This is a genomic window from Paenibacillus sp. RRE4, from assembly GCF_031844205.1.
Classification (GTDB): domain Bacteria; phylum Bacillota; class Bacilli; order Paenibacillales; family Paenibacillaceae; genus Paenibacillus; species Paenibacillus xylanexedens_B.
This window is the reverse complement of sequence record NZ_JAUZUT010000001.1, coordinates 3,566,387-3,590,686: the sequence shown is the minus strand read 5'-3', so window position 1 is coordinate 3,590,686 and position 24,300 is coordinate 3,566,387. Positions and strand designations below refer to the sequence as shown.

General features: G+C 37.4%; 24 protein-coding genes. 17 read left to right on the top strand and 7 right to left on the bottom strand.

The window, feature by feature from the left end; translation table 11 throughout:
• Window positions 1-110: 110 nt before the first annotated feature.
• The 5 genes from Q9R46_RS16145 (at window position 111) to Q9R46_RS16125 (ending at window position 3,517) form a co-directional block, all read left to right on the top strand.
• Complete coding sequence (locus Q9R46_RS16145) at window positions 111-689, top strand: hypothetical protein (protein ID WP_311280727.1); 579 nt, start codon at window positions 111-113, stop codon at window positions 687-689.
• A gap of 39 nt (window positions 690-728) precedes the next feature.
• Window positions 729-1,037, top strand: coding sequence for a hypothetical protein (locus tag Q9R46_RS16140; RefSeq protein WP_311280726.1), 309 nt, complete (start codon window positions 729-731; stop codon window positions 1,035-1,037).
• Window positions 1,038-1,270: 233 nt separating this feature from the next.
• Window positions 1,271-2,107: a hypothetical protein gene (locus Q9R46_RS16135; protein ID WP_311280725.1), complete on the top strand. Its 837-nt coding sequence runs from the start codon at window positions 1,271-1,273 to the stop codon at window positions 2,105-2,107.
• A gap of 35 nt (window positions 2,108-2,142) precedes the next feature.
• Complete coding sequence (locus Q9R46_RS16130) at window positions 2,143-2,619, top strand: hypothetical protein (protein WP_311280724.1); 477 nt, start codon at window positions 2,143-2,145, stop codon at window positions 2,617-2,619.
• 256 nt (window positions 2,620-2,875) lie between these two features.
• On the top strand, window positions 2,876-3,517 hold the full coding sequence (locus Q9R46_RS16125; protein ID WP_311280723.1) for a hypothetical protein: 642 nt from the start codon (window positions 2,876-2,878) through the stop codon (window positions 3,515-3,517).
• Window positions 3,518-3,574: 57 nt separating this feature from the next.
• Here the strand turns inward: Q9R46_RS16125 and Q9R46_RS16120 are convergent, their stop codons facing one another.
• The gene (locus Q9R46_RS16120) at window positions 3,575-4,054 is read right to left on the bottom strand and encodes a stalk domain-containing protein (RefSeq protein ID WP_311280722.1); all 480 of its coding nucleotides are present in this window, start codon (window positions 4,052-4,054) and stop codon (window positions 3,575-3,577) included.
• 749 nt (window positions 4,055-4,803) lie between these two features.
• Here Q9R46_RS16120 and Q9R46_RS16115 point away from each other — a divergent pair.
• On the top strand, window positions 4,804-5,658 hold the full coding sequence (locus Q9R46_RS16115; protein WP_188591382.1) for a tyrosine-type recombinase/integrase: 855 nt from the start codon (window positions 4,804-4,806) through the stop codon (window positions 5,656-5,658).
• A gap of 417 nt (window positions 5,659-6,075) precedes the next feature.
• Here Q9R46_RS16115 and Q9R46_RS16110 read toward each other — a convergent pair whose 3' ends face one another.
• Entirely contained in the window at window positions 6,076-6,348 is a 273-nt protein-coding gene (locus Q9R46_RS16110; RefSeq protein WP_311280721.1) for a hypothetical protein, read from the bottom strand.
• 40 nt (window positions 6,349-6,388) lie between these two features.
• On the bottom strand, window positions 6,389-8,065 hold the full coding sequence (locus Q9R46_RS16105) for a recombinase family protein (RefSeq protein WP_311280720.1): 1,677 nt from the start codon (window positions 8,063-8,065) through the stop codon (window positions 6,389-6,391).
• 470 nt (window positions 8,066-8,535) lie between these two features.
• On the opposite strand from Q9R46_RS16105, the gene Q9R46_RS16100 reads away from it, so the two are divergent.
• Window positions 8,536-9,588, top strand: coding sequence for a helix-turn-helix domain-containing protein (locus Q9R46_RS16100; protein WP_188591380.1), 1,053 nt, complete (start codon window positions 8,536-8,538; stop codon window positions 9,586-9,588).
• 21 nt (window positions 9,589-9,609) lie between these two features.
• Window positions 9,610-10,755 carry a hypothetical protein gene (locus tag Q9R46_RS16095; protein ID WP_311280719.1) on the top strand — a complete coding sequence of 382 codons (1,146 nt, stop codon included), beginning with the start codon at window positions 9,610-9,612 and terminating at the stop codon, window positions 10,753-10,755.
• A 71-nt stretch (window positions 10,756-10,826) separates the two neighbouring features.
• Here the strand turns inward: Q9R46_RS16095 and Q9R46_RS16090 are convergent, their stop codons facing one another.
• The gene (locus tag Q9R46_RS16090; protein ID WP_311280718.1) at window positions 10,827-12,824 is read right to left on the bottom strand and encodes a hypothetical protein; all 1,998 of its coding nucleotides are present in this window, start codon (window positions 12,822-12,824) and stop codon (window positions 10,827-10,829) included.
• 172 nt (window positions 12,825-12,996) lie between these two features.
• Between Q9R46_RS16090 and Q9R46_RS16085 the strand changes: the two genes are divergently transcribed.
• The 3 genes from Q9R46_RS16085 (at window position 12,997) to Q9R46_RS16075 (ending at window position 15,473) form a co-directional block, all read left to right on the top strand.
• Entirely contained in the window at window positions 12,997-13,230 is a 234-nt protein-coding gene (locus Q9R46_RS16085) for a hypothetical protein (RefSeq protein ID WP_188591377.1), read from the top strand.
• 448 nt (window positions 13,231-13,678) lie between these two features.
• Entirely contained in the window at window positions 13,679-13,882 is a 204-nt protein-coding gene (locus Q9R46_RS16080; protein ID WP_188591376.1) for a hypothetical protein, read from the top strand.
• A 22-nt stretch (window positions 13,883-13,904) separates the two neighbouring features.
• Window positions 13,905-15,473 carry an Ntn hydrolase family protein gene (locus tag Q9R46_RS16075; RefSeq protein ID WP_188591375.1) on the top strand — a complete coding sequence of 523 codons (1,569 nt, stop codon included), beginning with the start codon at window positions 13,905-13,907 and terminating at the stop codon, window positions 15,471-15,473.
• Between the two features lie 85 nt (window positions 15,474-15,558).
• On the opposite strand, the gene Q9R46_RS16070 is transcribed toward Q9R46_RS16075, so the two are convergent.
• Window positions 15,559-16,350: a hypothetical protein gene (locus tag Q9R46_RS16070; protein WP_311280717.1), complete on the bottom strand. Its 792-nt coding sequence runs from the start codon at window positions 16,348-16,350 to the stop codon at window positions 15,559-15,561.
• 298 nt (window positions 16,351-16,648) lie between these two features.
• The gene (locus Q9R46_RS16065; protein ID WP_188591373.1) at window positions 16,649-16,984 is read right to left on the bottom strand and encodes a hypothetical protein; all 336 of its coding nucleotides are present in this window, start codon (window positions 16,982-16,984) and stop codon (window positions 16,649-16,651) included.
• An 83-nt stretch (window positions 16,985-17,067) separates the two neighbouring features.
• Here Q9R46_RS16065 and Q9R46_RS16060 point away from each other — a divergent pair, with 83 nt between their 5' ends.
• The 4 genes from Q9R46_RS16060 (at window position 17,068) to sigK (ending at window position 20,334) form a co-directional block, all read left to right on the top strand.
• The gene (locus Q9R46_RS16060; RefSeq protein ID WP_188591372.1) at window positions 17,068-17,859 is read left to right on the top strand and encodes a hypothetical protein; all 792 of its coding nucleotides are present in this window, start codon (window positions 17,068-17,070) and stop codon (window positions 17,857-17,859) included.
• A 118-nt stretch (window positions 17,860-17,977) separates the two neighbouring features.
• Window positions 17,978-18,166: a hypothetical protein gene (locus Q9R46_RS16055; RefSeq protein ID WP_188591371.1), complete on the top strand. Its 189-nt coding sequence runs from the start codon at window positions 17,978-17,980 to the stop codon at window positions 18,164-18,166.
• Window positions 18,167-18,212: 46 nt separating this feature from the next.
• Window positions 18,213-19,844 (top strand): recombinase family protein, encoded by a 1,632-nt coding sequence (locus Q9R46_RS16050; protein WP_311280716.1) that lies wholly within the window; start codon window positions 18,213-18,215, stop codon window positions 19,842-19,844.
• Window positions 19,777-20,334, top strand: a complete 558-nt coding sequence (sigK, locus tag Q9R46_RS16045) for an RNA polymerase sporulation sigma factor SigK (RefSeq protein ID WP_311281046.1) — start codon at window positions 19,777-19,779, stop codon at window positions 20,332-20,334. Before Q9R46_RS16050 ends, sigK begins: the two co-directional genes overlap by 68 nt.
• 333 nt (window positions 20,335-20,667) lie before the next feature.
• Here sigK and Q9R46_RS16040 read toward each other — a convergent pair whose 3' ends face one another.
• On the bottom strand, window positions 20,668-21,273 hold the full coding sequence (locus tag Q9R46_RS16040; protein WP_311280715.1) for a TetR/AcrR family transcriptional regulator: 606 nt from the start codon (window positions 21,271-21,273) through the stop codon (window positions 20,668-20,670).
• Between the two features lie 285 nt (window positions 21,274-21,558).
• On the opposite strand from Q9R46_RS16040, the gene Q9R46_RS16035 reads away from it, so the two are divergent.
• The gene (locus tag Q9R46_RS16035) at window positions 21,559-22,992 is read left to right on the top strand and encodes a 4-hydroxyphenylacetate 3-hydroxylase family protein (protein ID WP_311280714.1); all 1,434 of its coding nucleotides are present in this window, start codon (window positions 21,559-21,561) and stop codon (window positions 22,990-22,992) included.
• Between the two features lie 39 nt (window positions 22,993-23,031).
• Window positions 23,032-24,189 (top strand): FMNH2-dependent alkanesulfonate monooxygenase, encoded by a 1,158-nt coding sequence (gene ssuD, locus Q9R46_RS16030; RefSeq protein WP_311280713.1) that lies wholly within the window; start codon window positions 23,032-23,034, stop codon window positions 24,187-24,189.
• The last annotated feature ends 111 nt before the right edge of the window (window positions 24,190-24,300 follow it).

Sequence of the window (24,300 nt, the reverse complement as noted above, 5' to 3'; positions counted from 1 at the left end):
TCATCGAATTGCTGAGTAAAAGTAAATAACAAGTGGATAAGAATATATCATTATCACTATAGAACGTTGTTAGTGGTATAATATTCCTATCATACATAGGGAGTGAAAGAATGGTAGAGTGGATACAGTCTGTATGGGATTGTGGAGTACCAATGACACTGTTTACTGGTGTTGTAGTGCCTGTAGGAGCCGTGCTATTTAGTGTCAAGGTGACGATGAAGAAAGCGAAAGAGAAAGAGTTGGAAGAAGAACAGAATCAACGTATTAAGCTATTACATATGCTGAGACATGAGTTGAAAACTGTAACCACACATTATAATTCAGAGAATAAGTATTATACCAAAGAATCGTTTACAGGAAAGTTGATTGTTGCCAGTCCACTATTTAACGTTAAAGAACACAAGGTCATGCTGAACGGACTATGGGAGTATTTAAGAGGATACGAATCTTTGAATACAGCTATAGACGCCATTCCTATGCAATTTGCTCCAATTCAAACAGCACTTCTCGACTTGAGTAAAAATTCAGTTGGATTACACAGTATTTCTACTTATAAAAAACTATCAGACAAATTTGTAAACGATGAAATAGTACCTATAATTGATGAATCAGTCCAATACATTATTACCGCAGCTAAACCGCTATTAGAAGAGGTAGAGAAACAAATTGAAATCATGGAAAGCAAGTAGTGAAGTCCATTCATTTTCTATTGGAAGGAGGTGATGAATATGGTTAACATTACTTTCTTAGATGGTTCCAGTATTATGATCGAGAAAGACACTGTGATAAATGGGTATAAGAATGACTCTGATAATCCAGAAAGAGAATACTATCTGCGTCAAGTTTACTCTAATTCAATTGATGGAATTGAAGGTTATGAAGCTTCACGATTGGCAACAGTTGACGAGAAAGTAGGTATAATGGGCTTCATCCTTTCAGTTGATTGTTTTTCCATTGGAAGAGATACGGGGAGCAATACGCTTTATCTTTCGTCAGCAGTGAAGTCAGTAGAAAATTCAAACTTTAGTTTTGGTTAATGGTGAAGCATCCTTGTGGGTGCTTTTTTTTATTGTTGACTGAGTGGTAGTTAAATTGATAACTAAAGCTACATTTATTTCGGAAAACATAGGTAGACTGACTACTTGTTGTTGTATAATTGTGGTAGCAAAGTAAGTGTATTGATAGGGACCAGCGGATTATGTACTGTTATTTCAATTTAAAATTCGAGGTTATCATAGTGAAATAATACTTTTATAAGGAGATTAGTCAAATGAGTCGGTTACAAAAAATGGATGTATCCCTTGATCAAATTAGAGGGCTTGTGTTAGAAGTTTTTAAGAGTGTACCACAAAGCCAGTATGTCAGAGTATGTAGTGATGTAGCACAACTTGCAGTAAGTAAAGGCCTAATCTTAAATATAGGGAACAACAACAGTGGACATTTTGGGAGGGAATATGTATTAGATGGTAACGATGAAGATCGCGTCAGAGAGATTATATGGAACTTAATAGTTGAAGGCGTATTAATGATTGGAATTAATGCAAGTAATTCTGAATGGCCATGGCTTAAACTTACAGATTACGGGCATTCGGTTGTAGACTCAGAAATGCCTATGCCACATGACCCCTCAGGATACTTAAGTAGCATAAAACAAGATATTCCTGAAATTGACGAACTAATTATTACATATATGACTGAATGTCTAAAGGCGTATCGAATTAATCTTTTGTTATCCTCTACGATTATGCTTGGCTGCGCTTCTGAAAAGGCTCTACTTTTACTCATTGATTCATTTATTAACTCATTTCATGATGAAGCAAAGCGTAAGCAGATTTATGATAAATTCGCAAATAGGATGATTAAGAGACAATTCGATGAATTGACAAGAAGTCTTACGACGATCCAATCGAGTATCCCGAAAGATATCAGTGATGGGTTAAATAATGTATTACTTGGAGTTTTTGAAATGATCAGAAACTATCGCAATGATGCTGGTCATCCAACAGGAGTAACCATCTCGAAGGAGCAAGTGTATGCCAATATTCAGGTCTTTATTCCGTATCTTAAAAAGATATATCAATTAATAAATTACTTTAAAACGCTATAAAACAATTCTTTTAGCATCAATAGAAAGGGATAAAAATGAAAAAAAAGATTGTTGGTGGCATTATTGCTATTTTGTTTGTCTCTGTCTTACTTCAGTTACCAAATAACTTGAGGTATAAAGTAGAAAATGTCTTCGGCAACTCGCACACATTTTTCTACGGTATGAATCTAGGAATAATGATTAATGATGTGGGAGGCGGATACGATGAGGAAGTGAACTTAGATGATCAAGCTAACCCAAGGGTTGATTTAACGAAGTACAGAGGAGATAAAGTTGATATGTTCATCTATGGCAGATACGTGAATAGTGCTGATCCACTATTAGTTGTGTTAAATGACAAAGTGCTTTACAACGATCATCCACAAAGAGAAATGGCCCAGTTTTATTCGGAATACTACATAAAAAAGCACTTTGTAGTTAACTTGACAGAGGCACTGAAAAATGGCCGAAACAATCTTTTAATATCGACTGGAAAAGTGACTGAAAAGTATGTACTTGATATAACAAAATAAAATGTCCTTCATAAGGAGAGAATTAATTCTAAATGTCAAAATTTAAGATGATGATGCACTTTTGTTTCGTAAGAATGTTAGCGGTGACACAGTACACAGTCAAGAAGAGTTGGGTGGGGTAGCTGGTTTGTTGGCTGCTCAATGAAGAGGGGGTATTGAAGATGATATTGAGATATACCATTATACGATTACTGTGAATAGGTATTCTGGATAGTTGAAGCAAGTTATGTTATAAAACTCTTTGGGAGTGATCTTAATGTTGATCATGGGATTGGCCGAAAATGGAGTAGATTCATTTAAGTCTGCTTTTCTCACAATGCAAAAGATTAAGATGCTAGAAGATGGAAAAGTACACAACTTAAAAGATGCTGTAATGTCGTTAAATCATGGAATAGAAATACTTTTTAAGCTGTTTTTAAAGGATTACGATGAATATCTTATATTTGCAGATCTCGATAAATATATGACGGCAAGAAAGATAATGCTATCAAAAGGGTTATCTAATGTTTTTGAGGCAAATCCACTTCTCAAAACTATTACATTGAATGAGGGAATCAGGAGAGCCAAATACTTATGTGACTATGATATATCAGAAGATTTCGAGACAGTTGTTCAGTATTTAAACAAAATAAGAAATCAATTTATGCATTACGAAATCAGTCTCTCCAGTGAGGAAGTACAGGAACTTCTGTTGAAATTACAGATTGGTTATGAACTATCTTATGAATTTTTTGTTGAATACAACGAAGATCTTAGAGATATGTTTGAGGATGCTAGATATGAAATTACCATAGATGATTATTCCGACGAAATTGCTGAGATGCATCGTAGTTTGATTGAGGAAGATCTTGCTGAGCAGGCATATGATAGATATTTAGAAGAAAAGTATGGGGTATAGACTTGTTAAAAGGCAAGTTTTACGAGGACTGGGCTCAATAAAGAGCCCTTTTTTTAATCAGATCATTGAAGAAACTTTCCCACTTGTTTTATCGACATAATACCAGCCGTATGTTGCGGTATGACCCTCACCAGTTTTCTCATCATCGATAACTATTTCGTAGACGTGAACTACATATTGATTGTCCATTTCGTTATCAACCTCGACGATTAATTTTGAATTGTTATAGCCGTACTTGTTTTTAACAAGTTTAACTGCTTCTTTTTCCGTAATATTTAATTTAGGAGTTTTTCCGATATATAAGTTGTCCTCTCGAAGCGTTACATTTTTTCCTAACGCAGTGCTCATACTTCTTACTGGCACATATGTAGTGTTGTTGTATGTAATGGCACTGACATTAGACTTCTTTGTCCCGTCTACATACAGATTCAGTTTTTGGATAGCTGCTTTGATTGGTGTACCTGCAAATGCTGTTGCTCCAGTTATAGTTGAACCAATAAGAATGCCGATTACTAAACCTTTTAATTTGTCTTTCATTATAATGCTCCTCTGTTATATGTAGTGAAATACTGACTATTATTATATATTACATGATTGCTTTCACCTACAAAAATTTCCTGTTGCATAAAAAATGACTGTTCAATTTTTCAGAACTAAGAGTGAATGTGTATTCTATAGTTAAACCGACAGGTTATTTTACATATAAAAAAAGAGATCTAAAAATAAACAAATTATTTAACATGTCTCTTGAAATTATCTATAAATAAGTCATCATTTTAGATAATGCTGTTACCCTGCGATTGAATTTTTGAAAAGTGCTGAAATCCCTTGTCCCACCTATGTTTTTTGAGACCCTAATCATAAAATAACAAAATTTACTAATTGTTTAGAATAGTTGCTATGACTAGCTTTTTAGGGTGTTGTTGGTATTCTACGATTGCGTTTACGATATAGAATAAATTGACCTGTCAAAGTAGCTAAAACGTTGAAATGACTAAGTAAATTAGTAGTTTATGTGTCGTGGGCGATTGAAATCACGATCCGTGCGTTTTATTGATACAGCCTATGAATAGTTCAGCAACCTCACCTAGACTAAGTTGGTAGCAATTAATTTTCAAATATATTCATTGTCTCAATCCCAAACAGGTAGCGATTTTTTTTGCAGCATAATATTAATTATGTTGCATTTCGTGATGTATAAGGGTAGAATAATAGCATGTAATGCAACATAATTTAGTTGATATACGCCTTTAGGTAATGCAACATAATTGATAGGGAGTGAGCTAATGATTCAATTGTTTGAGCAGCAGCTAATAACCGAGGAACTAAGCACCAACACAATTAAAAGCTACATGCTAAATGTTAGAGGATATATTAAATGGTTTGAGGAAAGTAAGGGAGTCGAGTTTAAGAAAGTACATAGAGAGAATGTTAAAGATTACATAAGCTACTTGAAAACGATTAAGAAGAACAGTCCCACATCGATCAACGCTAAGATAAGTGCATTGATTAAGTTCAATGATTATCTCATTGAAACGAATGTCCAAACTGAACAGGTGATAAACAAGAAGGATATGCTAAAGCTACAGAAACAATATGCTTCATTGGCTACAGTTGGGCTTGCTGATGTAGAGAAATTCAGACAACTGGTATTAGAGAGTGAATCTAAGCGTAACTATGCTATCGTTTCAGTACTGGCCTATTGTGGTCTACGTATTAGTGAATGCTTAAACATTGGGATGAATGAATTCAATCTAACATCCAGGGAATTGATTGTGTCAGAGGGTAAAGGGAAGAAACAGCGGAATGTGAATATAGGGAGCAAAGCAAGAACAGCGTTGCAAAGCTGGATCAAGGAAAGAGAAGAGAAGGGTATCAAAGGAGAATACTTGTTTGTCAGTAACCGTGGAAGCAAACTAGATAGAACAGTAATCAATAAACTGTTTAAGCATTATTCAGGTATCATAGGCAAAGATATCACGCCACACGATTTGCGTCACTTCTTCTGTTCCCATGCATTAGAGAATGATATGTCAGTGCATGAGGTAGCCAATCAAGCTGGGCACAGTAACATACATACTACGTTGCTGTACACTAACCCAACAAGAGAGAAGATGCTTGCTAAGATGGATAGACTATAAAAGTAATGATTAGCCTAGATATTCTTGCGAGGCTTTTTGTTGTTTTGGAATTGATTCTTTTCCTGCATGAGCTTAGTTGGAGTTTAGAGCATATGATAACATTATACATAGGGGGGGGAGATTTACACCTAGAAAGTAATAATTTCTGGAAAATAATCCGCTAGCACTTATCAATGGGTCATCAAGTTATTGTTTTGACGATACATAGATACATGGGGGGATATTTCAAATCCAAAAAGGTGACTATTTTACAGAATATGCCCCTAGCACATCTACTTCGACACTAGAGTTGAATTTGAACGAGCGAAATTCTATTGGATAAAAACGACAACATAATGCCATTCCATTTACACAAAATAACCCTCCGTAGGGGAGGGGGAATACACTATTCATTCCAGAGGACTAAATCGTGTTTTTTCATTTTTTTAATGTGCTCATATTTTCTCTGAGTACCTGTTTACAGTAGGTTGGACTCAAGCCATATTCTTTATATATTTTGGTAAAAGCCAGTCCATCAACATAGTGAAGATTATATATCTTCTCAAAGTCACGAGATCGTCTTCTGATCCCTCTTTCTTTAGTGGATAGTAATTCTGCACCTTTGGCCTTGAACATATTTTTAACAGTCCACCAATCGGTTTTAGTGGCTTCTGCAATTTGTTCAAAACTGAGTAAATCTTCATTATACATTTTCAACATGCTTGGGTAGAGGTGTTCAATGTTCTCCCATTTAGGAGGGGGGGGGTTCAACTACCCACTTAAGCTTATCAAAGTTGTCTGAATCAGAGAAGTAGGTATCACTGCTAATTAAATGGCTCTCAGCGGTGAATTTGTAGAATATCTCAATATGTTTGTCATCATGTAAGACTATTTTATTGACAAGGATGCCAACTATTTTTCTCATGTCTATCATTTGCAATTCATTCTTGATGATTTTTTGATATTTCTCCAGCAACAGTAATCTCAATTGTACATCATTTTGTCCACTGTTCAGACCTAAGTTTTCGTTCAATGATGATAGTTCTTGTTGCAATGCAGCAAGTTCTTTCTCAACTGATAGCAGTTTACTTGATAATTCTTCTTTGGTTATGATAAAGCCAGTTGCATAAAGGTCAATATATCTTTCTTTAGACTTTTCTTTGTTGGTAATTTCTTTAATAATAGAGTCTCTTCTAGTTTCCATCTCATCAATTTTACTTTTGTCTGATAAGCGTTCTAATAATTTTTTAATCAATTTTTCAGGATTGATGATTAACTTAGACAGTTCATTCCATACAATAGAGTCAATTATATCGACACGAAAATTAGCTCCTCTGCAAGTGGAATTGGATTCACCAGTTTCAAAACTGAATGATTTTGTTGCTTTTCGCGTACATGAATAGTACTTAAGAGCCCTACTTTGGGTTACACTTGTAACACCAGCCGAAACGGCTGCTCCACACCTTCCACATCTTACAATACTCCTCAATAAGTTATATTCTGATGGCATACCGCCGTTCTTAGTATTGCTATCAAGGACTTTCTGTAAATTATCAAATGTTATTTCATTTATATATGGAGGAATATCAATTTTATGCCATTCATCTCTGGGCTTTGATGATTGTTTTTTCTTCCCATATGAGCGCACAATTTCTGTCTTCCCATAGTAAAAGGTTCCCATGTATGATTCATTCCTTAATATACGACTAATTGTTGTCTGATACCATTTATCTCCTTTGGGAGGGGGATATTTTCTAGTAGCCAAATATTCAGCAACTTCTGAACAAGTTGAACCTCCTAACACCAGTTTTACCATAATTAAATACCCTTCTTTTTCAAGTTTATTTTCCACTAATGTATGTAAGTCTTTATCATAGGTATATCCATAGATGCGGTTCATTCCCGGTATTTTGTTGTCAGCGACCATAGCTCTTCTTCCGCGTTTTGTATTTGCGAGAATCTTAGCTTTATTGTATTGAGCAATGGAGCCTTGGATGTTATAATTCAACATCGATTCGGCATTGTCTTTTTGCAAGTCAAACTCTACAAAATGAAGTTCGCATCCGAGCTCCCAAATCTTATGTGTAATTTGTTGTTGTAAATGCAAGTGTCTACTCAGTCTATCAGGATGCAAGAAGATGACTTTGTTCCCTATTCCTTTTTCAAGGAGAAATAAGATGTAATCCAGCATTGGACGGTTAGGATTATCTCCAGACTCTGCCTCTTCTCGTAAAACAATAATCTCATCTTCGTTGATATCAAACTTCTCTTTTGCTTCCTTTATGCATATTTGTGTCTGTGATTCAAGTGAGTAGTTATCCACTTGTATATCAGATGATACTCGTGTATAAACAATAGCTTTAATCTTATCGATCAAGGTTACAATATCTTCCCTGGTTAGCTTTTCATGATCTTTGAGTACTCTCATCAAAAAAATCAATCCTCCGAATTTTGACTGTTTTCTATTTGGTTCTCACTGGAATAACTCAGTAGAACATGCTCCATCCAATTGAGGATTTGCGTCTCTATAATTTCTTCTGGAACTGCTAGGTTTTCGTCTGGATAACGTGAAATGATCTTATATTCATACCTTTTCTTATATCTCATAATGACCACCTTAAAAATGAATATTTATTACTTGGTTATATTATCGCCCAATTATTCTATTCTATTCTTTTGAATGAATTGAAAGAGTGAGGGAAGTAGAAGACTGAGCATGTAGAATATGATGGAAATCAGAGTCGAACGAATATTATTTCGCATTATTAGGGCGATGTAGATGATCGTGTGCTAGAAAATTTGTAGATTCTTAGAGGGGCGGTTATTTCATACGAATGACCTGTCATCCCCCATATTCTTCATACTATAATGTGGATATACCAAAGAGGAGGGGATACGATGAATGTAACAGTAGATGAGGAGAAACAACTTAAAGCACTTATTAGACAGTACATAGAGGACGAGAGCAAAGTGGAAAAGCTGGTGGATTACTTATCCAGGCATGAGGTAGCTGGATTAGAAGTGTTTTCATATTTGGGATTCAATAAAATGAACAAGTATTTGTTTCAGCCAGTGAATAAAGAAGTATTCATACGAAGAATTCCATTCTATTTTCACAAGTCACAGAAAAGAAACTTAGATGATCTTGGCACAGTTTATGATTTTGTTAGTCGCGTGCTTGAATATTCTCGTAACAATTACGAAGAAGAACTTGAGCGGTTTTACAATACACTAGAGAAGCTATACTATGACTACAAGCTTGATACAGTTACTATCTTTAACTACACCATTAGGCAAACTGGATATGTGGGAGAATTCGAATCAATTTACACTTGGTTGCATTACCTTGAGCTAGCTCAAAAAATTGGATTAGACGAGAAAACGCCTAAACACCTCATTGTAGACTATAACATTGTCAGAGAAAAGACTGGATTGAAACCGGTTATTTATCAGATTGATGATATGTATATTGGGAATTACATTGAAAGACACGGTAACATATTAAAAATGTCGGGTATATTCCCATGTGATCGCAATAATCAACCGATACTTAAATGGATTGGTGTGAGGATTAAGAACGCCAAGAGGATATGGGTAGATGTTAATGATCGACAAAAAGGATTCCTATATGTAGAGATTGCACCTACAACAAAAGTGTGGGGACTTAATGTATATGGCGAAGCTGAAGATGAATCTGATATTTGGTATGACCTCTACACTGGCCCACTACTAATGGATTTCGATTATGAAGTAATCAAAGATAGACGTGTGGTAATAGGAATGACTCAAAAACAAGTTGCTGAAGCAATAGGAGCGTCATCTCGAACATATCAAAAGTGGGAACGTGGAGAAACAACGCCTGATGGTCACTTTCTGCTCAGGCTGATGAATGTATTGGACATTAAGGAATTGAGTGAAATTACGAAGATACATGATGTGGATGATGAATAACTCATATAGGGGTGTATTGCCATGATATCATTAGAGATGATGTTTGATTTAAAAGAAGATTATAAACGTGTTATACCAGATTTGCTCGAAGAGTTTGATATTCTTAGGTTAGATAAGGATGAGTTTACACTAAAACATAAAGAGACCAATATACAAATTGTTTTAGATTGGTCTGAACTCATCTCAGACTCTGATGAAAATGTAAATTATAGAAGAGTGATTAAAGGAATAGATCAAAAGTGTTTAGAGTATAGAAATTCTGATTTGGAATTTTATAATGATTGTGGATTTTACTCACGGTCAACTAATTATTCTGAATTCCTGCTGACTTATGATTCTCTATTACATGAGACGCCCTCATTTGAAACAGTGTTTGATATTGGCGAGGTTAAAATAGAAATATCCGAGCCAAGCTCAATGTACAAAATAATGTTTGCTAGGTTTTCATATAGTGATTGGTTTGAAGATGATTGGGACACCTTAATTACAATTAAAATTTATGGATGTAGAAAAACTGAACTAGAGAAAACATTACAACAATCACTATTCATAGTAGCTTCTTTTCATGCCCCTGAGATTGACTATAGAGGGGAATACCCTCATATAATACCCTTTAGATATGAAGGCTATAATGAAATTTATAACGATCCTGATGAACCTAAGGAAGAGTTTGATGTTTATTTATATAATCCAGCAAAATATTCTGAGCCGATAGCTTTTTATAATAAAGCAAGAGAATTTGATGATCCTATTTATTATTATAGAATTATCGAGTATTTTTTCATAATTAATCAAAAATCTGAAATACAACAGGCTGTAGCTTTTTACAATAATAGTGAAGATATTGATACTCTAATTAGAGAGATGACCAATTTATATAACAAAGGTGAACCTAAGTTATTACTGAACTTACTTAATAAAATTGATGATGTTGATGAAGTTATAGCGTATGCAAATAATTACAATGTTATAGATAGTGATGATATTAAAATTTTTTCCGCAGAACTTTATGAATACAGAAACAGTATTGTCCATGGTAAGGGTGACACTAGATACAAGCTTAATATACCGAATATTGAAATTTTTCATCCAGAATCAAAAGATAGTTATTGGACAGAAATTTTAAGGAAATTAGCTGAAAAGATAATCAAACAATTTTGCTTCTGAAATTTATAAAGTCGGTTTTTAAATCGTCAGAAGGTTCCCCAACCGTTTATGATTGGGGAATTTTTTTAAGTCTATTTTATTGTAAAATAAACAACTGGATAACTTGGATTGCCAATTTCATTATAGTGTAGGGGGATATCTCGTTGTTCCATCAGTTTATTATTCAGTTTCTGCTTACCTAGGCTATATTTGATCATCAGGCCACCAATAATTTTCTTGAGCTGTCTTCGTTTTAACTCATACAACCATTTAAACTTGTCTTCTTCAATAACAATGGAATCCTTAATTCGTTTATCACGCTTTCTCATTTCTGCTTCAACATCTTCAATTTCTAAGTATGTATTTTCTATGATTCTATGTTCAGTTACCCATCCATACTCTGTTATGTATTTTAGACAAGCTTTTTCTAATTGTTCGCATACGTACTCATTTAGCCTAGATAGTTGTTCGTTCTTTCTCATGGGAAATATTCGGTTTGCTTCTTCTTCTCCTAACGTTTTCAATACCATCTGTCGATCAAAGTTGCCTACTGTCATACCCAAGTCCTTAAATTGCTTGGCTAACATTTCAACGTCATTCATGTGTGTAGCTGCCATAGATGGAATTGTCCAAAACGTAATCATGTTCTGATAATGCTTTTTCTGTGCTTCTAATTTGGCTCTATTCACATATTCAAATGGCAATCGTTCTATATCGATCCGATTTAGTAATTGTAAGTAAACCAGCAACGACAAAATGGTTCTGATTCGGCGTTCCTTACTATTCTTGTAACGATCAAAATCACACCATCTATCTAGACGCTTCATTATGTAGTTTATCGAAGCATAGAATACAGCTTCTTCAGAATCCTTAATGTGGATCAGTGTCGAAATATTCTCTAGCGCAATCAAGTGAATCTCTCTTAACACTGAATAGTATAGTGGTGTTCGAAGTAATGAATTCAAATTGGGATATGCTTCTTTTATGAATTCCTCATCGTTTAGTAACTCTAGATTTTGCTGGATTAAGTTCTCCATTTCAACGTGCCATTCTGATTTCTGAATTGTGATGTTGAAGCAATCCATTAGATATCGGAGTGATTTAGGCTTGTTTAGTTTGGTCAATCTTTCTGTTACTTCAATAATAGTACCTGTGAATGGATGACTGCTACTCCAACATTTATACCACCAGTAACCTGTTTTGGGATCTTGGTATATATTAGCTGATGGTGACGATTCGTTATGGAATATATCATGAAACTGTTTGCTTGCTATTCCTATATATTCATATAGATTAATCTTCTTTAGATAATCATATACTTCCTTATGTGATGATACAGTTATTGGTTTGTAAGTAGTTTTCATTCTAGGTATTATATTTGTGTTTAAGCTCTTTATCATATCTATATTGCTCATGTATGTATTTACTGTATCTAATGAAGTAGGGGGGGATATTGTAGCCTGAATTATATCTATATTATTACTATAGTAATTGGGGTCATAATATCCCCCCTCTACAAGTAGGTCATGATTAATCTGAAGCCTATTTTCATAATCAAACACATAGAGGTCAGTCCCACCAAAGAATAGCCGCTCAACTTGGAAGGTTGATTCATCAGCATATGAATACTTTTTAAATAATTGATCAGTATGGGCATTCAATAAGCGGATATCTGTGAATGGTTCATTGTAAGCAAAGACTACTCTAAACTTAGGCCAATCATCTGTGTGACTGAAAGTTTTGTACATGAACATTGCTAATAATTTAAACTCTTCCTGTGCTTCTTCCCATGTAATACGTACATCCTTAACTTTCTGCTTGAGTATCTTATCATAATATCCATTGTCAAAGTCCATACAGATAACTTGCTGAGAAGTCCAACATTCTTTGGTACGTGTTAGTAATCCATTTGCTTTTGTTGTTATGTAGGCAGGAACGAATGACTTACCTTGTACAATCTCATTTGCTAACTGTGATGGTTCAACATCAACCGAATTCTGTAGTAGTCGATTACTGATACCACCTATTTCTTTAAAACTTGGCTTACAACTAAACTCCTTCTGGTCTATCAGTAGTTTGATAATATACACTCCTCTTTGGTTGATAATTAATTGTGCAAAAATAACACTTAATTAATTTATATCACATGATAAAGAGGAGGGCAAGTGTAATTTTGATTGCAGGTACACAAAATTTTGCAGAGCTTGAGCCTGTCAGAATTCTTACAGATGTAGAACGAATGTTCCGGTTGGAATCGTAGACGTGGATGAATGGCAAGCCGAATATATGTTAATCGCTGAGAACACGGAACGTAGAGGGGAAGCGGAAGCTGATCCGGTTAAGAAGGGAAGACAGGGAGCATTCTTGAAGGAATATTGGAAAGCAGGACATGGAGGAAATAGGGCAACGGGACAATACGGCCTGTTGAAGAATGTTGCCGATGTTATAGGAGAGTCACAACGAACCACAATGAGAAGGCAAAGGATGTTCCTCTAAATCATAATAAATCTATAGGAAGAATCAGCCTTGCATTGTTGAGGGTTAGTTTATACCATCGTGGTGAGTTGTGTTCCAAGTTCCTATAAATTAATCAAGGAAGTGAGGAAGAGAATCGAATCTGATATGTCATTATAGTAGAAGAGAAAACAAATATTCAATTAAACTAAAATAATACTTTACAAATAATTGATATATGGATATATTAATAGTACAAGGTTAACGAATTCCAAGGCAGACTCTTGGAGTCTTAGTAACTGTGAAGAGGAGGGGATGAGATACGTGGAAGGTTAGATATGCGTGGTACAAGTTGATGAGCTGGTTATGGCTGGGCTGGAAGTGATCGAAGGAGTGCAAGGAGAAGAAAAACTGATTCAAGTTTGGATATAGATTTACAGTAGATAGTGAGAGTTGAGAATAATACATAATGAAATGGAGATTTGTGAATATGAAAAATCAACAAACTGAACGAGTGTTTATCACATTTAAATTTGAGAAAGGTAATATTAAGTACCCTGTTGATGCTGTATTTGGCAAAGGTGATATTTTCAAGGAAATTATTGACTTGAAAACTAATGGTGGAACACTTGAATACAACGGGAAAGTCTATGACATGCTTGAATTAAAAGCAGTAGAAATTAGCTTCGAGTAAATAGAATAGGGAGGATGATTTGGTGAGCAATTGTTCTATTTTAATGAATAAGCAGAAGGTTTACATTGCGGCAGATTCCAGAGAATGTACATTTTTTAATGGAAAGGCCTACTGGATGAATGATAACGCAACAAAAATACACAGAGTAAGTAACAACCTAGTAGTGTTCACTTCGGGGAACTCCGATATTTGCGATAGAGTTATTAGTGAATTTATTAGTGGAAATGATTTTAGTGTCGAGCGTCTACAGAAGATCTTACGGACGATTGGCGAAGAAGTTGAGGCGCATTATCCATCTACGTTACTTGATAAAGAGGTTGGATATATCGACATTACTGCTATTGCGAGAATCCAAGATGTTAAAGGTAAACGATTAGCCTTGTATAATCTGAATAGTACAGAGAATTTTAACATATACGAATACCCTATTAAAAACGAAGATGGATACATATATGCGACTGTAGGAGTTAAGGGCGAAGAAGCAACAAAAATAGAAAAGCAGATTCGTGGGAAAATGGATCACGTTAAAACGTTCAAGACGATATATAATAATATTTCTGATGAATCAGTTGGAGGCAAGTTTAAAATGTTTGGAATTGACAAAAATAAAGGAGTTTTTCTTGAAGAATCGTATGAGATTGTTGATAAGAATCCTTTGCTAAAATATGAAGATTATAAACACACGATGGGACATTATATTCTTGGAAACAAACTTGTAATCTCAGATGATGAAGGAACCTTTACCATTGAAGGTAATTTGTTAACTGTGAGAGATAAGAGTAATAACATCCGAGTGCAGATAGGCGAGTATAAGTCGGGTGTATATGGGTTTAAGGTAATTGGCCCACTTGGGACAGTAACAGTTGATGAAAATGGTATAGTACAAACGGATACAATCCAAATCGCAGACAACGTAGATAGTACGCATCCACTTAAATTGAAATTTTATATTTCGCCTAGTACATTAAGATTTGACCAGTTTCAATTGAATTTTACACTGGAGAGATTTAGAGCATATAGCAAAGGTGCGGCTAGTGCTAGGATTAATTTGACGACTACGGAGTCTGAGCGGATTCTGTTGACAACGACTGAGATCAAAAGTTTTATTGCAACGTCAACTAAGCCAAAAAATGTTTCTGGGTCAACTCAAACAGAGGGTACATATATATTAGAAGGTGGACATAACCATGGTTGGCCTGAAGGAACACAATTTAAAGATGTCAATGGTTTCACAAGAACATGGGTAGCTTCAGGTCGCCACTCACACGCTTTAAGCTTGCAACCTCATGATCATGAGTTTACTGTCCCAGAACATGCTCATGACATTACAATGCCTCCACACTCTCACAGGATTGATATGCCCTCTCATTCTCATGATATTGAATATGGTATCTATGAGGGAGCTTCCGCAACAGGAGTCAGAGTAATTATTAATGGGATAACAAGAGGGGGCATATATTCTTCTGCTGAGAATAATGTTGACATTACATCTTGGATTCAATCACCCGGATGGCATACGATTGAGCTATCTTCTCAGCAATTGGGACGAATTAATGCTAGTTTGTATATGAAAACATTTGTAGGAGCATAACAAAAAGAGGCTGTATCTTACTTTATCTTAAATGATACAGCCGCTTTTGTTTATTCATCGAATATGGATTGGTGTATATTAGCAGCTATTTAAATTTTAGAAAAACCTTTTCTTGTTGTGGTTCATACACAGCTTCCATTTTCAGTTCCAATTTATTGAATACATCATTAAGTGGGACAAGATAATTCTTTGAATCCTTATTGTAAAGTACACCTATACTGGACTGATTATTTAATGCAATGTCATATGTTTTGTTACTCTCAGAACTTTTAAGTTTATATGATTTTTGTTTTTCAATCACTTCAAGGTATTTGTATTCGTTAGCGTAGTGGTTTGCTGTCACAAAATCAGGATTGTCATTATTTGTTTCATAAATGAAGTAATCATTTGAAGCAATTGATATTATCAGATCAATGACATCAGAATTAAATACAATATACGGAATTTTCCCGACGAGATAAATTGAAGTGCTACTAGCTAAACCATACTCTTTATTGTTTAAGTTCAGTTTTAAAGCTGTGGAATCCAGTTTAACAAGTTTATCAGTACTTACCAGAGTTGAAGAGCTATTGCCACCATTTGAGTCTCCAGCAGCACTATTTTCTTTACTCTCAATGTTAATCACATTCTTGTTCTTATCGAAACTCACATCAGCGTCTAATGCTCTACCAATCTCACCAACAGGCAAATAGTTTAAGTTTTGATAATTGATTGGTTGCGTGGTCATCTTTTTACCATCCACTACAACTGAAACTGAACTATTAATCTTGGCTTGAATTGTCTTAACTGTAGCAGCTAAAGCAGGAACTGATACTGTCAATGACGCACCAAGTATCACACCTAAACTTACATAACCAACTTTTTTTAATTTACTCATCTCTTCACTTCCCTTATTTTATTTTATTTTATTTTATGTACATAATTACTTACGATTAATTCTACTATGGGAGTGTGCTTTCTTCCAGATACTTCATTGGAATAAATGTTTCTTACATAAGAGTTATTTTCATATGGACCAACAAAAAACATAAGGATTAGGTTAAATAAACAATGATCCTATTTTTAATTTATAATCAAGTTGAAATAAGTGAATTTAAATGTTATAAAGGTTTACTCGAAATAAAGAATTTATAAGAAAAAAAGTATAAGAGGGTTACTCTTATACTTAATCAATATTAAACAACATAGTGAATATTAAACAAGTCTTGCAACGACTTCTTCATTTCTTTTCTTTTGGTTTCGCTTTTCTCCTCAACATAGAATACGACATCGCTATTGTTGTGAGCCATAACACCTACTGTGTCTCTAAAAGAATAGAAATAGTTGCGTAAATTTGATGTCATAGCCACCTGATAAGGAACGACAAGTCCGTATGTAACGCTTGCTATAACAGCCACGCATGGAACTTCTGGATATGTTTGAAACTCTGGATACTCAACTTCTTTCCAGTCCCATTCTTTCATTTCTTCAGGTAGTTCATTGGTTCTAATTACAAATGTTTTGTTATTCATTATCTCACCTCCTACTTTATATATCGGCTAAATGGTGAGTTTTTATAAATTTGATAATTCATTCAGAAAGGAAGAGAACATATTTGGCGAAACGTCTCGTTGCAGATGAAATATTAGAAGAGTGGATCGATACATATGGTCAACACAATTACGTGGACTACAAGTTGCGCGCACTAGCATTTGCAGAAAAATGCTGCAAAGAAGGCATAATTACACATGATGAAAAATTCAGCGCATTTCTACTTCATGGGAGCATCTACAGCCGAATAACCAATTGTAGATATAACACTGGAATGTATAAGCACGTAGAGTGTGAATGGGAGAATGAAGAGGAAACTTTTTTAGCTGTCCTACATGAAAAGCAAGAATTCTGGTTATCGTGGAAAGATCACACGGAAGAGTACATGAAAAATGATTACAAACCTTCTTTAAGACCAACTATAGATAGAATTGATGAAAAAGAAGGTTATAGCTTGAATAACATACAAGTGTTAACAAATGCAAAGAATTGCGCTAAAGCAACTAGCTTTCCTCACTATCTATTTACCGTAGTAAATACTACTGATCCAACGAAACAACAAACATTCCGGCGATTTGATTCAAAGGGCGCGGCACTTAAACATATAGGCTTACCTTACTCCAAGTCTGACACAGGAAGATTCCATCAGGTAGGTAACTCTCTTTTTCTACTCCAGTCTGAAGACGTCACTTTGGGAAGAACAACAATAGAAGAATATGAGAATCCTGAAGACTTAAGCTATACGGGATCTTTCTCAATAACTACAGAGCATCCACATGGTGGAACAATAACGATCAATAGAAATTTCACTTATGAGAGAATGGCGATTATTTTAAAGCAAGACCAAGAAAAGTAATACATATAGAAGTTAAAGAGTTCGTTAAATTGAGAGAGTTAGTTAGAAGTGATCTGGGTAGTGTGGATAGGCTGAAATAAAGTTATGCAAACAAATTAGGAATAGGACGATCTCTCCTTTGAATAAAGTTTCTCAAAAGGGGGAGGGATGCAAAATAGCCATCAAAAAAGAGGTTGAGATTGTGTATGTTCCAAATGAAGAAATTATGCAAAATACATACTATAACGATGAACCACTACATCAAGCCATTGATTACATTATCGACAAAATGTTTCAGAATCAACAAATCGATGAGGGTGGCGAATAGCCACCTTTTGTCATTCTATTTTACTCTGTATGGAGGTGAGTCAGTATTGAGACATGTCGCAGTCTATCCACGTGTGTCCACCGGAATGCAAGCATCTGAAGGAACAAGTTTAGAGGGACAGCTTGAGCTATGTTACAAGAAAGCTAAGAGCTTAAACATCTCAAGGGAAGAGATTAAGGAATATGTTGAATCTGGCTTTACTGGGGAAGACATAGATAGACCAGCATTAAATGAGTTAATGCAAGATGTAAAAGATAAAAAGATAAAGAAATTGATTGTAACTCATCCCGACAGACTTACAAGGGATTTAACTGATAAGTTGATAATATGTCGTGAGCTTGAAAAGAATGATGTAGAACTTATATTTGTAGATACTGAATACCTTACAACACCTGAAGGGCAACTGTTTTTCAATATGATGTCATCCATTGCTCAATATGAGTTGCAGTTAATCAAAAAAAGAACAGTACGAGGAAGAATTAGAGCAGTAGAAAAAGAAGGAAAAATTATGCCGATGCGAGTAGCTCCATATGGATACAACCTTTTTAATGGAGAACTAACTATAAACCAAGAAGAAGCAAAGTTTGTTCATCTGATATATCAATGGTATGTACATGATGGAAAAACTTTAAGAGAGATAGGAGAAGAACTTTCTAAGCTTGGCGCTATCCCAAAGAGAGCAGAAAGTAAAGCCTGGAATGCAAGTTCGATATCTAGAATACTCACTTCTCAAATTTATATTGGTAAATATTTTTACAATAAGCGTGAAACCAGAAAGTTAAAAGGGCAAAAGACCGCCAAGGGGAGAACGAAAAAAACATACAAGATTAGAGCTGAAACGGAATGGATTCAAGTTAATGTTCCATTTATAATTAATGAAGAATTGTTTAATTTAGCTCAAATCCAAAGAGGTAAAAATTTGACCCGCAAAGGTCGAAATGTCAAACACGCATATCTTCTCAAATCCCTTATGCGTTGTGGTCACTGTGGTAGAAGATGGGAGTCGACAACATACAACTCAAAAAAACAAGGCGAAAAAGTGACTTACCCCATATATCGCTGTTCGGGAAAATATCCAAGAAAGTTTGGAGAATCAGTTCATAAATGTCCCGTTCCAACTTTGCGTACAGATATACTTGATGATTTTGTATGGAATATTATAATCAAACTCTTGAATAATCCAGATGAAATCATATCCAGACTAAAGTCTACATCTAATTCACCAGATGATAATTTAAAAGATCTTGTTGCCGAATATGCCCGACAATTAAAAAGCAAAGAAGATGAACGTACTAAGATTAAGCTTATGTTTCGAAAGGGAATTATAAACGAAGAAGAACTGGATATGGATATTAGCCAATTAGATAAGGAGAAGGCCAAAATACAGAGCGAACATGACAAAATCCAATCTAAACTAAATGCAAGAAATAAACATGAGGTAACGCAAGAGCAACTCATAAATTTGGCTAAAGAATATAAAAAATTCATGGAGTTGAATTTATCCAATGAAGATAAAAGGTTTATTGTTGACAAGTTAATTGACGAAATTATTATAACTCATGAAAAGGATAAGAATCGCTTTTCCATATCGTGCATTGGCTACTTAGGCAATAAATTTACATTGCAAGATAATTCATATATTAACCTTGTTTCACGTACACAACATCAAAAAGTTTGACAATACCGGCGAAGATCAGGAGGACCTAATTTCCATTGGAACGATTGGATTGATCAAAGCCATCGAAAGCTTTCAGCAAGGCAAAGGCACAAAGCTGGCGACTTTTGCTGCGAGATGTATTGAAAACGAAATCTTAATGCACTTAAGATCTCTGAAGAAAACACGTAAAGACGTATCCCTGCATGACCCCATTGGGACGGATAAAGAAGGAAATGAAATTACATTAATTGATATCCTCGGCACCGAGGCCGATGATGTGGTAGACCGTGTGCAGCTTAAAATTGAAAAAAGCAAAATTTATCGTAATCTCGACATACTGGATGATCGGGAGAAAGAAGTCGTCATTGGCCGCTTTGGCCTGGAGGCTGGTGGAGAAGAGCGCACGCAGCGCGAGATTGCCAAGGAGCTTGGCATTTCACGCAGTTATGTTTCGCGGATCGAGAAGCGGGCGTTGATGAAGCTGTACCATGAGTTCTATAAGCAGAAATAGATGTGGCTTGTGGTGGTGCAAAAATAAATAAGAAGGGCGGCCTTTCATTATGAGGGAGGGCGGTCCTTTTTTCGTATACGAAAGCAATGAAACAGACTCACTGCGTCAGGAGCTTTTCCCATGAATACTACTCCGGAATAAAACCCCTGAGACGCTGGAGCGGATTGATACACAGGTGGATCAGATGAAGCGGATTGGATGTATCGGTCATTGATCTGCTTTAAAAAAGAACGAAGATGTAATCGTAATACGCACGTGGGTTTACGCCATGTAACGCAAGGATCAAAGAGAGCAATCAATGAGTCACGGGTACGCTCCGGGGGGGCGTATCTCTTAAGCATGCGCACCCATCGCGGTGTACACGCCTAGTCGGGCAAGACGGGTAAGCTGCAGAGCCATATGATGCGGAGAGTAAACTTTGTTGTTTTCCAGCCATTTATGAATGATTCCGCTGGTGGAGAAGCTGAGATGATCCAGTAAAATGTCCAATGGCACCTGTACCTTTTGATTGAGTCCGATTCGGGTTATTCGTTGAAAAAAATGAGCTTTAATGACCTCATTCAACCTGGTACTGAAATTACCAACAGGATTGATCAGCAGCATGACCCGGTAGAACTCATCATGCTCAAAGATGTGCTCAAACAAGACCGCAAAGATCGGGTCAGGCTCGGCAAATGAGGGAACCTCATCTATGGCAGCACAACGTTCCTTGAGCACATCGTCCAGCAACTGAAATTTCTCATTTACGATGGTATCCAGCAAATCCTCCTTGTCTATAAAGTGGGCATAGAACGTTGAGCGGTTGATGTTGGCTTGTTCTGCAATGTCTACGACACTGATATCCGAGTAATTTTGCTTGGTCATAATGGTCAAAAAAGCTTCGGAGATCATGACACGGGTTCTGTGAATTCTTCGGTCCATGCTTCGGGATTCATTCACCTTATATCACCTCGAATACAACAAATTTGGATGAATTGTTGGTTAAACAACACCGTCTAAAGCCGGATTTAATGCGTCCATGGGAATGAGCTTACGATTCAGCTACCTCCAGATGAAGCCAAATTGTAGTTTATTTTGACGTTTCCCAACAGATCCGGTATTTGTGTTCGGTAACCGTCAAAATTCCGATGATTGATTGTTGCGCTCCAATGGATATTAGCTATGATAAACAATAAAACATAGCAAATCAATCGGAAAAATAAAATTTGATTAAGGGGTGACATTTTGAGGGGAGACACTTTCATATCCAGTCTGGAGGACGGACGGCGTGTCTGGCTCGAAGGGAAGCAGGTCAGGAATATTTCCGAGCATGCTGCTTTCAAAGGCACATTGTCTACCATAAGGCAGCTGTTTAACATGCTGGATGATCCTCTTCAACGGGAGCAAGTAGGCTTTGCTCCCGATGGACAGGAGCGATATGCACACAGCTCATTTCTCATTCCGTACTCAGCAGCCGAGCTGAACAAGCGCAGTCAGTCCTTTGCAGTCTGGTCTTCCAGTACCAGTGGCATGATGAGCCGGTTATCCGACTACGCCCGTTCCTTAGTCACCGGGTGGTACGCGGCCCGGCATGAATTATCCGAGCTGGACCGGCGCTTCGTGGACAAAATCAGTACCTATTACCACGAGGCCAGAGACCGCGACCTCTTTCTGACGACAGCCATCATTGATCCCCAGATTGATCGTTCCAGCGGGCTGGATGATGAGCGGATCGCAGAACGATTTCTCCATGTGGTGAAAGAAACGTCGGAAGGCATTGTGGTCAGGGGAGCCAAAATGATCGCGACAGGTGCTCCGTATACACATGATTTTCTCATCTTTTCGTTCCTGCAATTTCAGACCCGGCATCAGAAACATGCTCATGTCTTAATCGTACCCGCGAATTCACCAGGACTACATATTGTGTGCAGGGAATCGTTTGCGGATGCCAGAGAACGCAACCATCCGCTCAGTGCACGATACGATGAGATGGATGCCGTCCTTTTTTTCGATGATGTCCTGATTCCGTGGGAAAGGGTGCTTCTCTATGGAGATTCGGACAAGGTGCTGAAGCTTCGCGGGAACCGTACGGCCAATGGACTGGCTTTTCACCAAAATGTTGTGCGCTTTGTAGCCAAGCTAGAATTTGTGACAGGGGTGGCGTTTGCAGTAGCCGAGTCGATTGGCGTCACCGGATTTCTGCATATTCAAGAGAAACTGGGGGAGCTGCTGACACAGATTGACGTGATCAAGGCGCTGATTATTGCGGCGGAGGCCAAAGCCGTGCCCGATGCGGCAGGCGTGCTCGTTCCTGATCTAACGTATGTGGAGACGGCGCGGAATTTGGGAACCAAATATTATCCACGGGCTGTCGAGATACTTCAACAAGTTGGCGCAGGTGGCTTTGTTCAGACCCCTTCGGGAATTGAGGACTTCTACGGTCCGATTTCCGAACTTATGCATTTGTATTTTGAAGGGGCTGCGGTAAGTGCCGAGAAAAAAGTGGAGCTGTTCAAGCTGGCCTGGGATCTCATCGGCAGTCCGCTCGGTGCAAGACATCTGTTGTATGAAAAATTTTATGCAGGTGATCCGATCCGTGGGCTTGCATCCCATTACGTTCGACATGACAAATTGTCGTTAACAGCTCCTGTCTGGAAGCTGATTCAAGAGAAAAGCTAGAGCAGAGTAGCCATCATATGAGCAGGAGGAGAGAAAAAAATGGAATTGTTTTGGTTTATCCCGACACATGGGGACGGAAGATTTCTGGGCACCCGAGAAGGCGCCAGGGCAGTGACGTATCACTATTGCAAGCAGGTAGCACAAGCCGCCGATGAGCTTGGGTTTGCAGGAGTGCTGCTGCCTACAGGGAAATCATGTGAAGACGCCTGGATCGTTGCTTCCTCGCTGGTATCGGTAACGGACAAACTGAAATTTTTGGTCGCTGCGCGTCCGGGGCTGATGCTGCCTACTACGGCGGCGCGAATGGCAAGTACATTGGATCGCTTTTCCAAAGGAAGACTGCTGATCAATGTCGTAGCCGGAGGTGACCCGATCGAGCTTGAGGGAGACGGGGTATTCCTGGACCATGATGAGCGCTACGCATTGACAGACGAATTTCTAACCATATGGCGCAAGGAACTGGCTGGCGAAGAAGTCGATTTTGACGGCAAATATTTAAAGGTCCACGGCGGAGCGGTTCTGTATCCGACCATTCAGAAGCCTTATCCTCCGCTTTATTTTGGAGGCTCCTCTGATGCTGCCATGGAGGTGGCAGCCGAGCACGTGGATGTATACCTGACTTGGGGTGAGCCGCCTGACCAGGTAGAGGCCAAGATCAACCGAATGCGAGAGCTTGCTTCCAGAAAGGGAAGAAGTTTGCGCTTTGGTATCCGGCTTCATGTCATTGTTCGTCCAACCGCAGAAGAAGCCTGGCAGGCCGCGAATGATCTGATCGCTCATCTGGATGAAGAGACCATTGCTTCCGCCCAGAAGATCTATGCTCGTATGGATTCCGTCGGTCAACAACGGATGGCAAGTCTGCATAAAGGGGATCGTTCCAATCTGGAGATCAGCCCGAATCTGTGGGCAGGCATTGGGCTGGTCAGAGGCGGTGCCGGTACAGCGCTTGTAGGCGATCCCGACCAGGTTGCAGAACGAATGAGGGAGTACGAGGCATTGGGCATTGAAACCTTTATCATGTCGGGGTATCCGCATCTGGAAGAAGCCTACCGTACTGCCGAGCTGTTGTTTCCGAAGCTGAATTACGCACAATACGGGAACAACGGTGAGCGGTCATTTATCAGTCCTTTTGGCGAGATGATTGCCAATAACACTCTTCCTGATCATGTGGTAAAAGCGCCTGCGGCTTCCAAATGATGCTATCTGCTTTTTAGGATATCTCTATTGAAAACATCATATTCTGGCCGATTAGACGAACTAAAGGCACCTCACATGTATAGGTTGAAGGTGTCTTTTTTGCTGCATTCC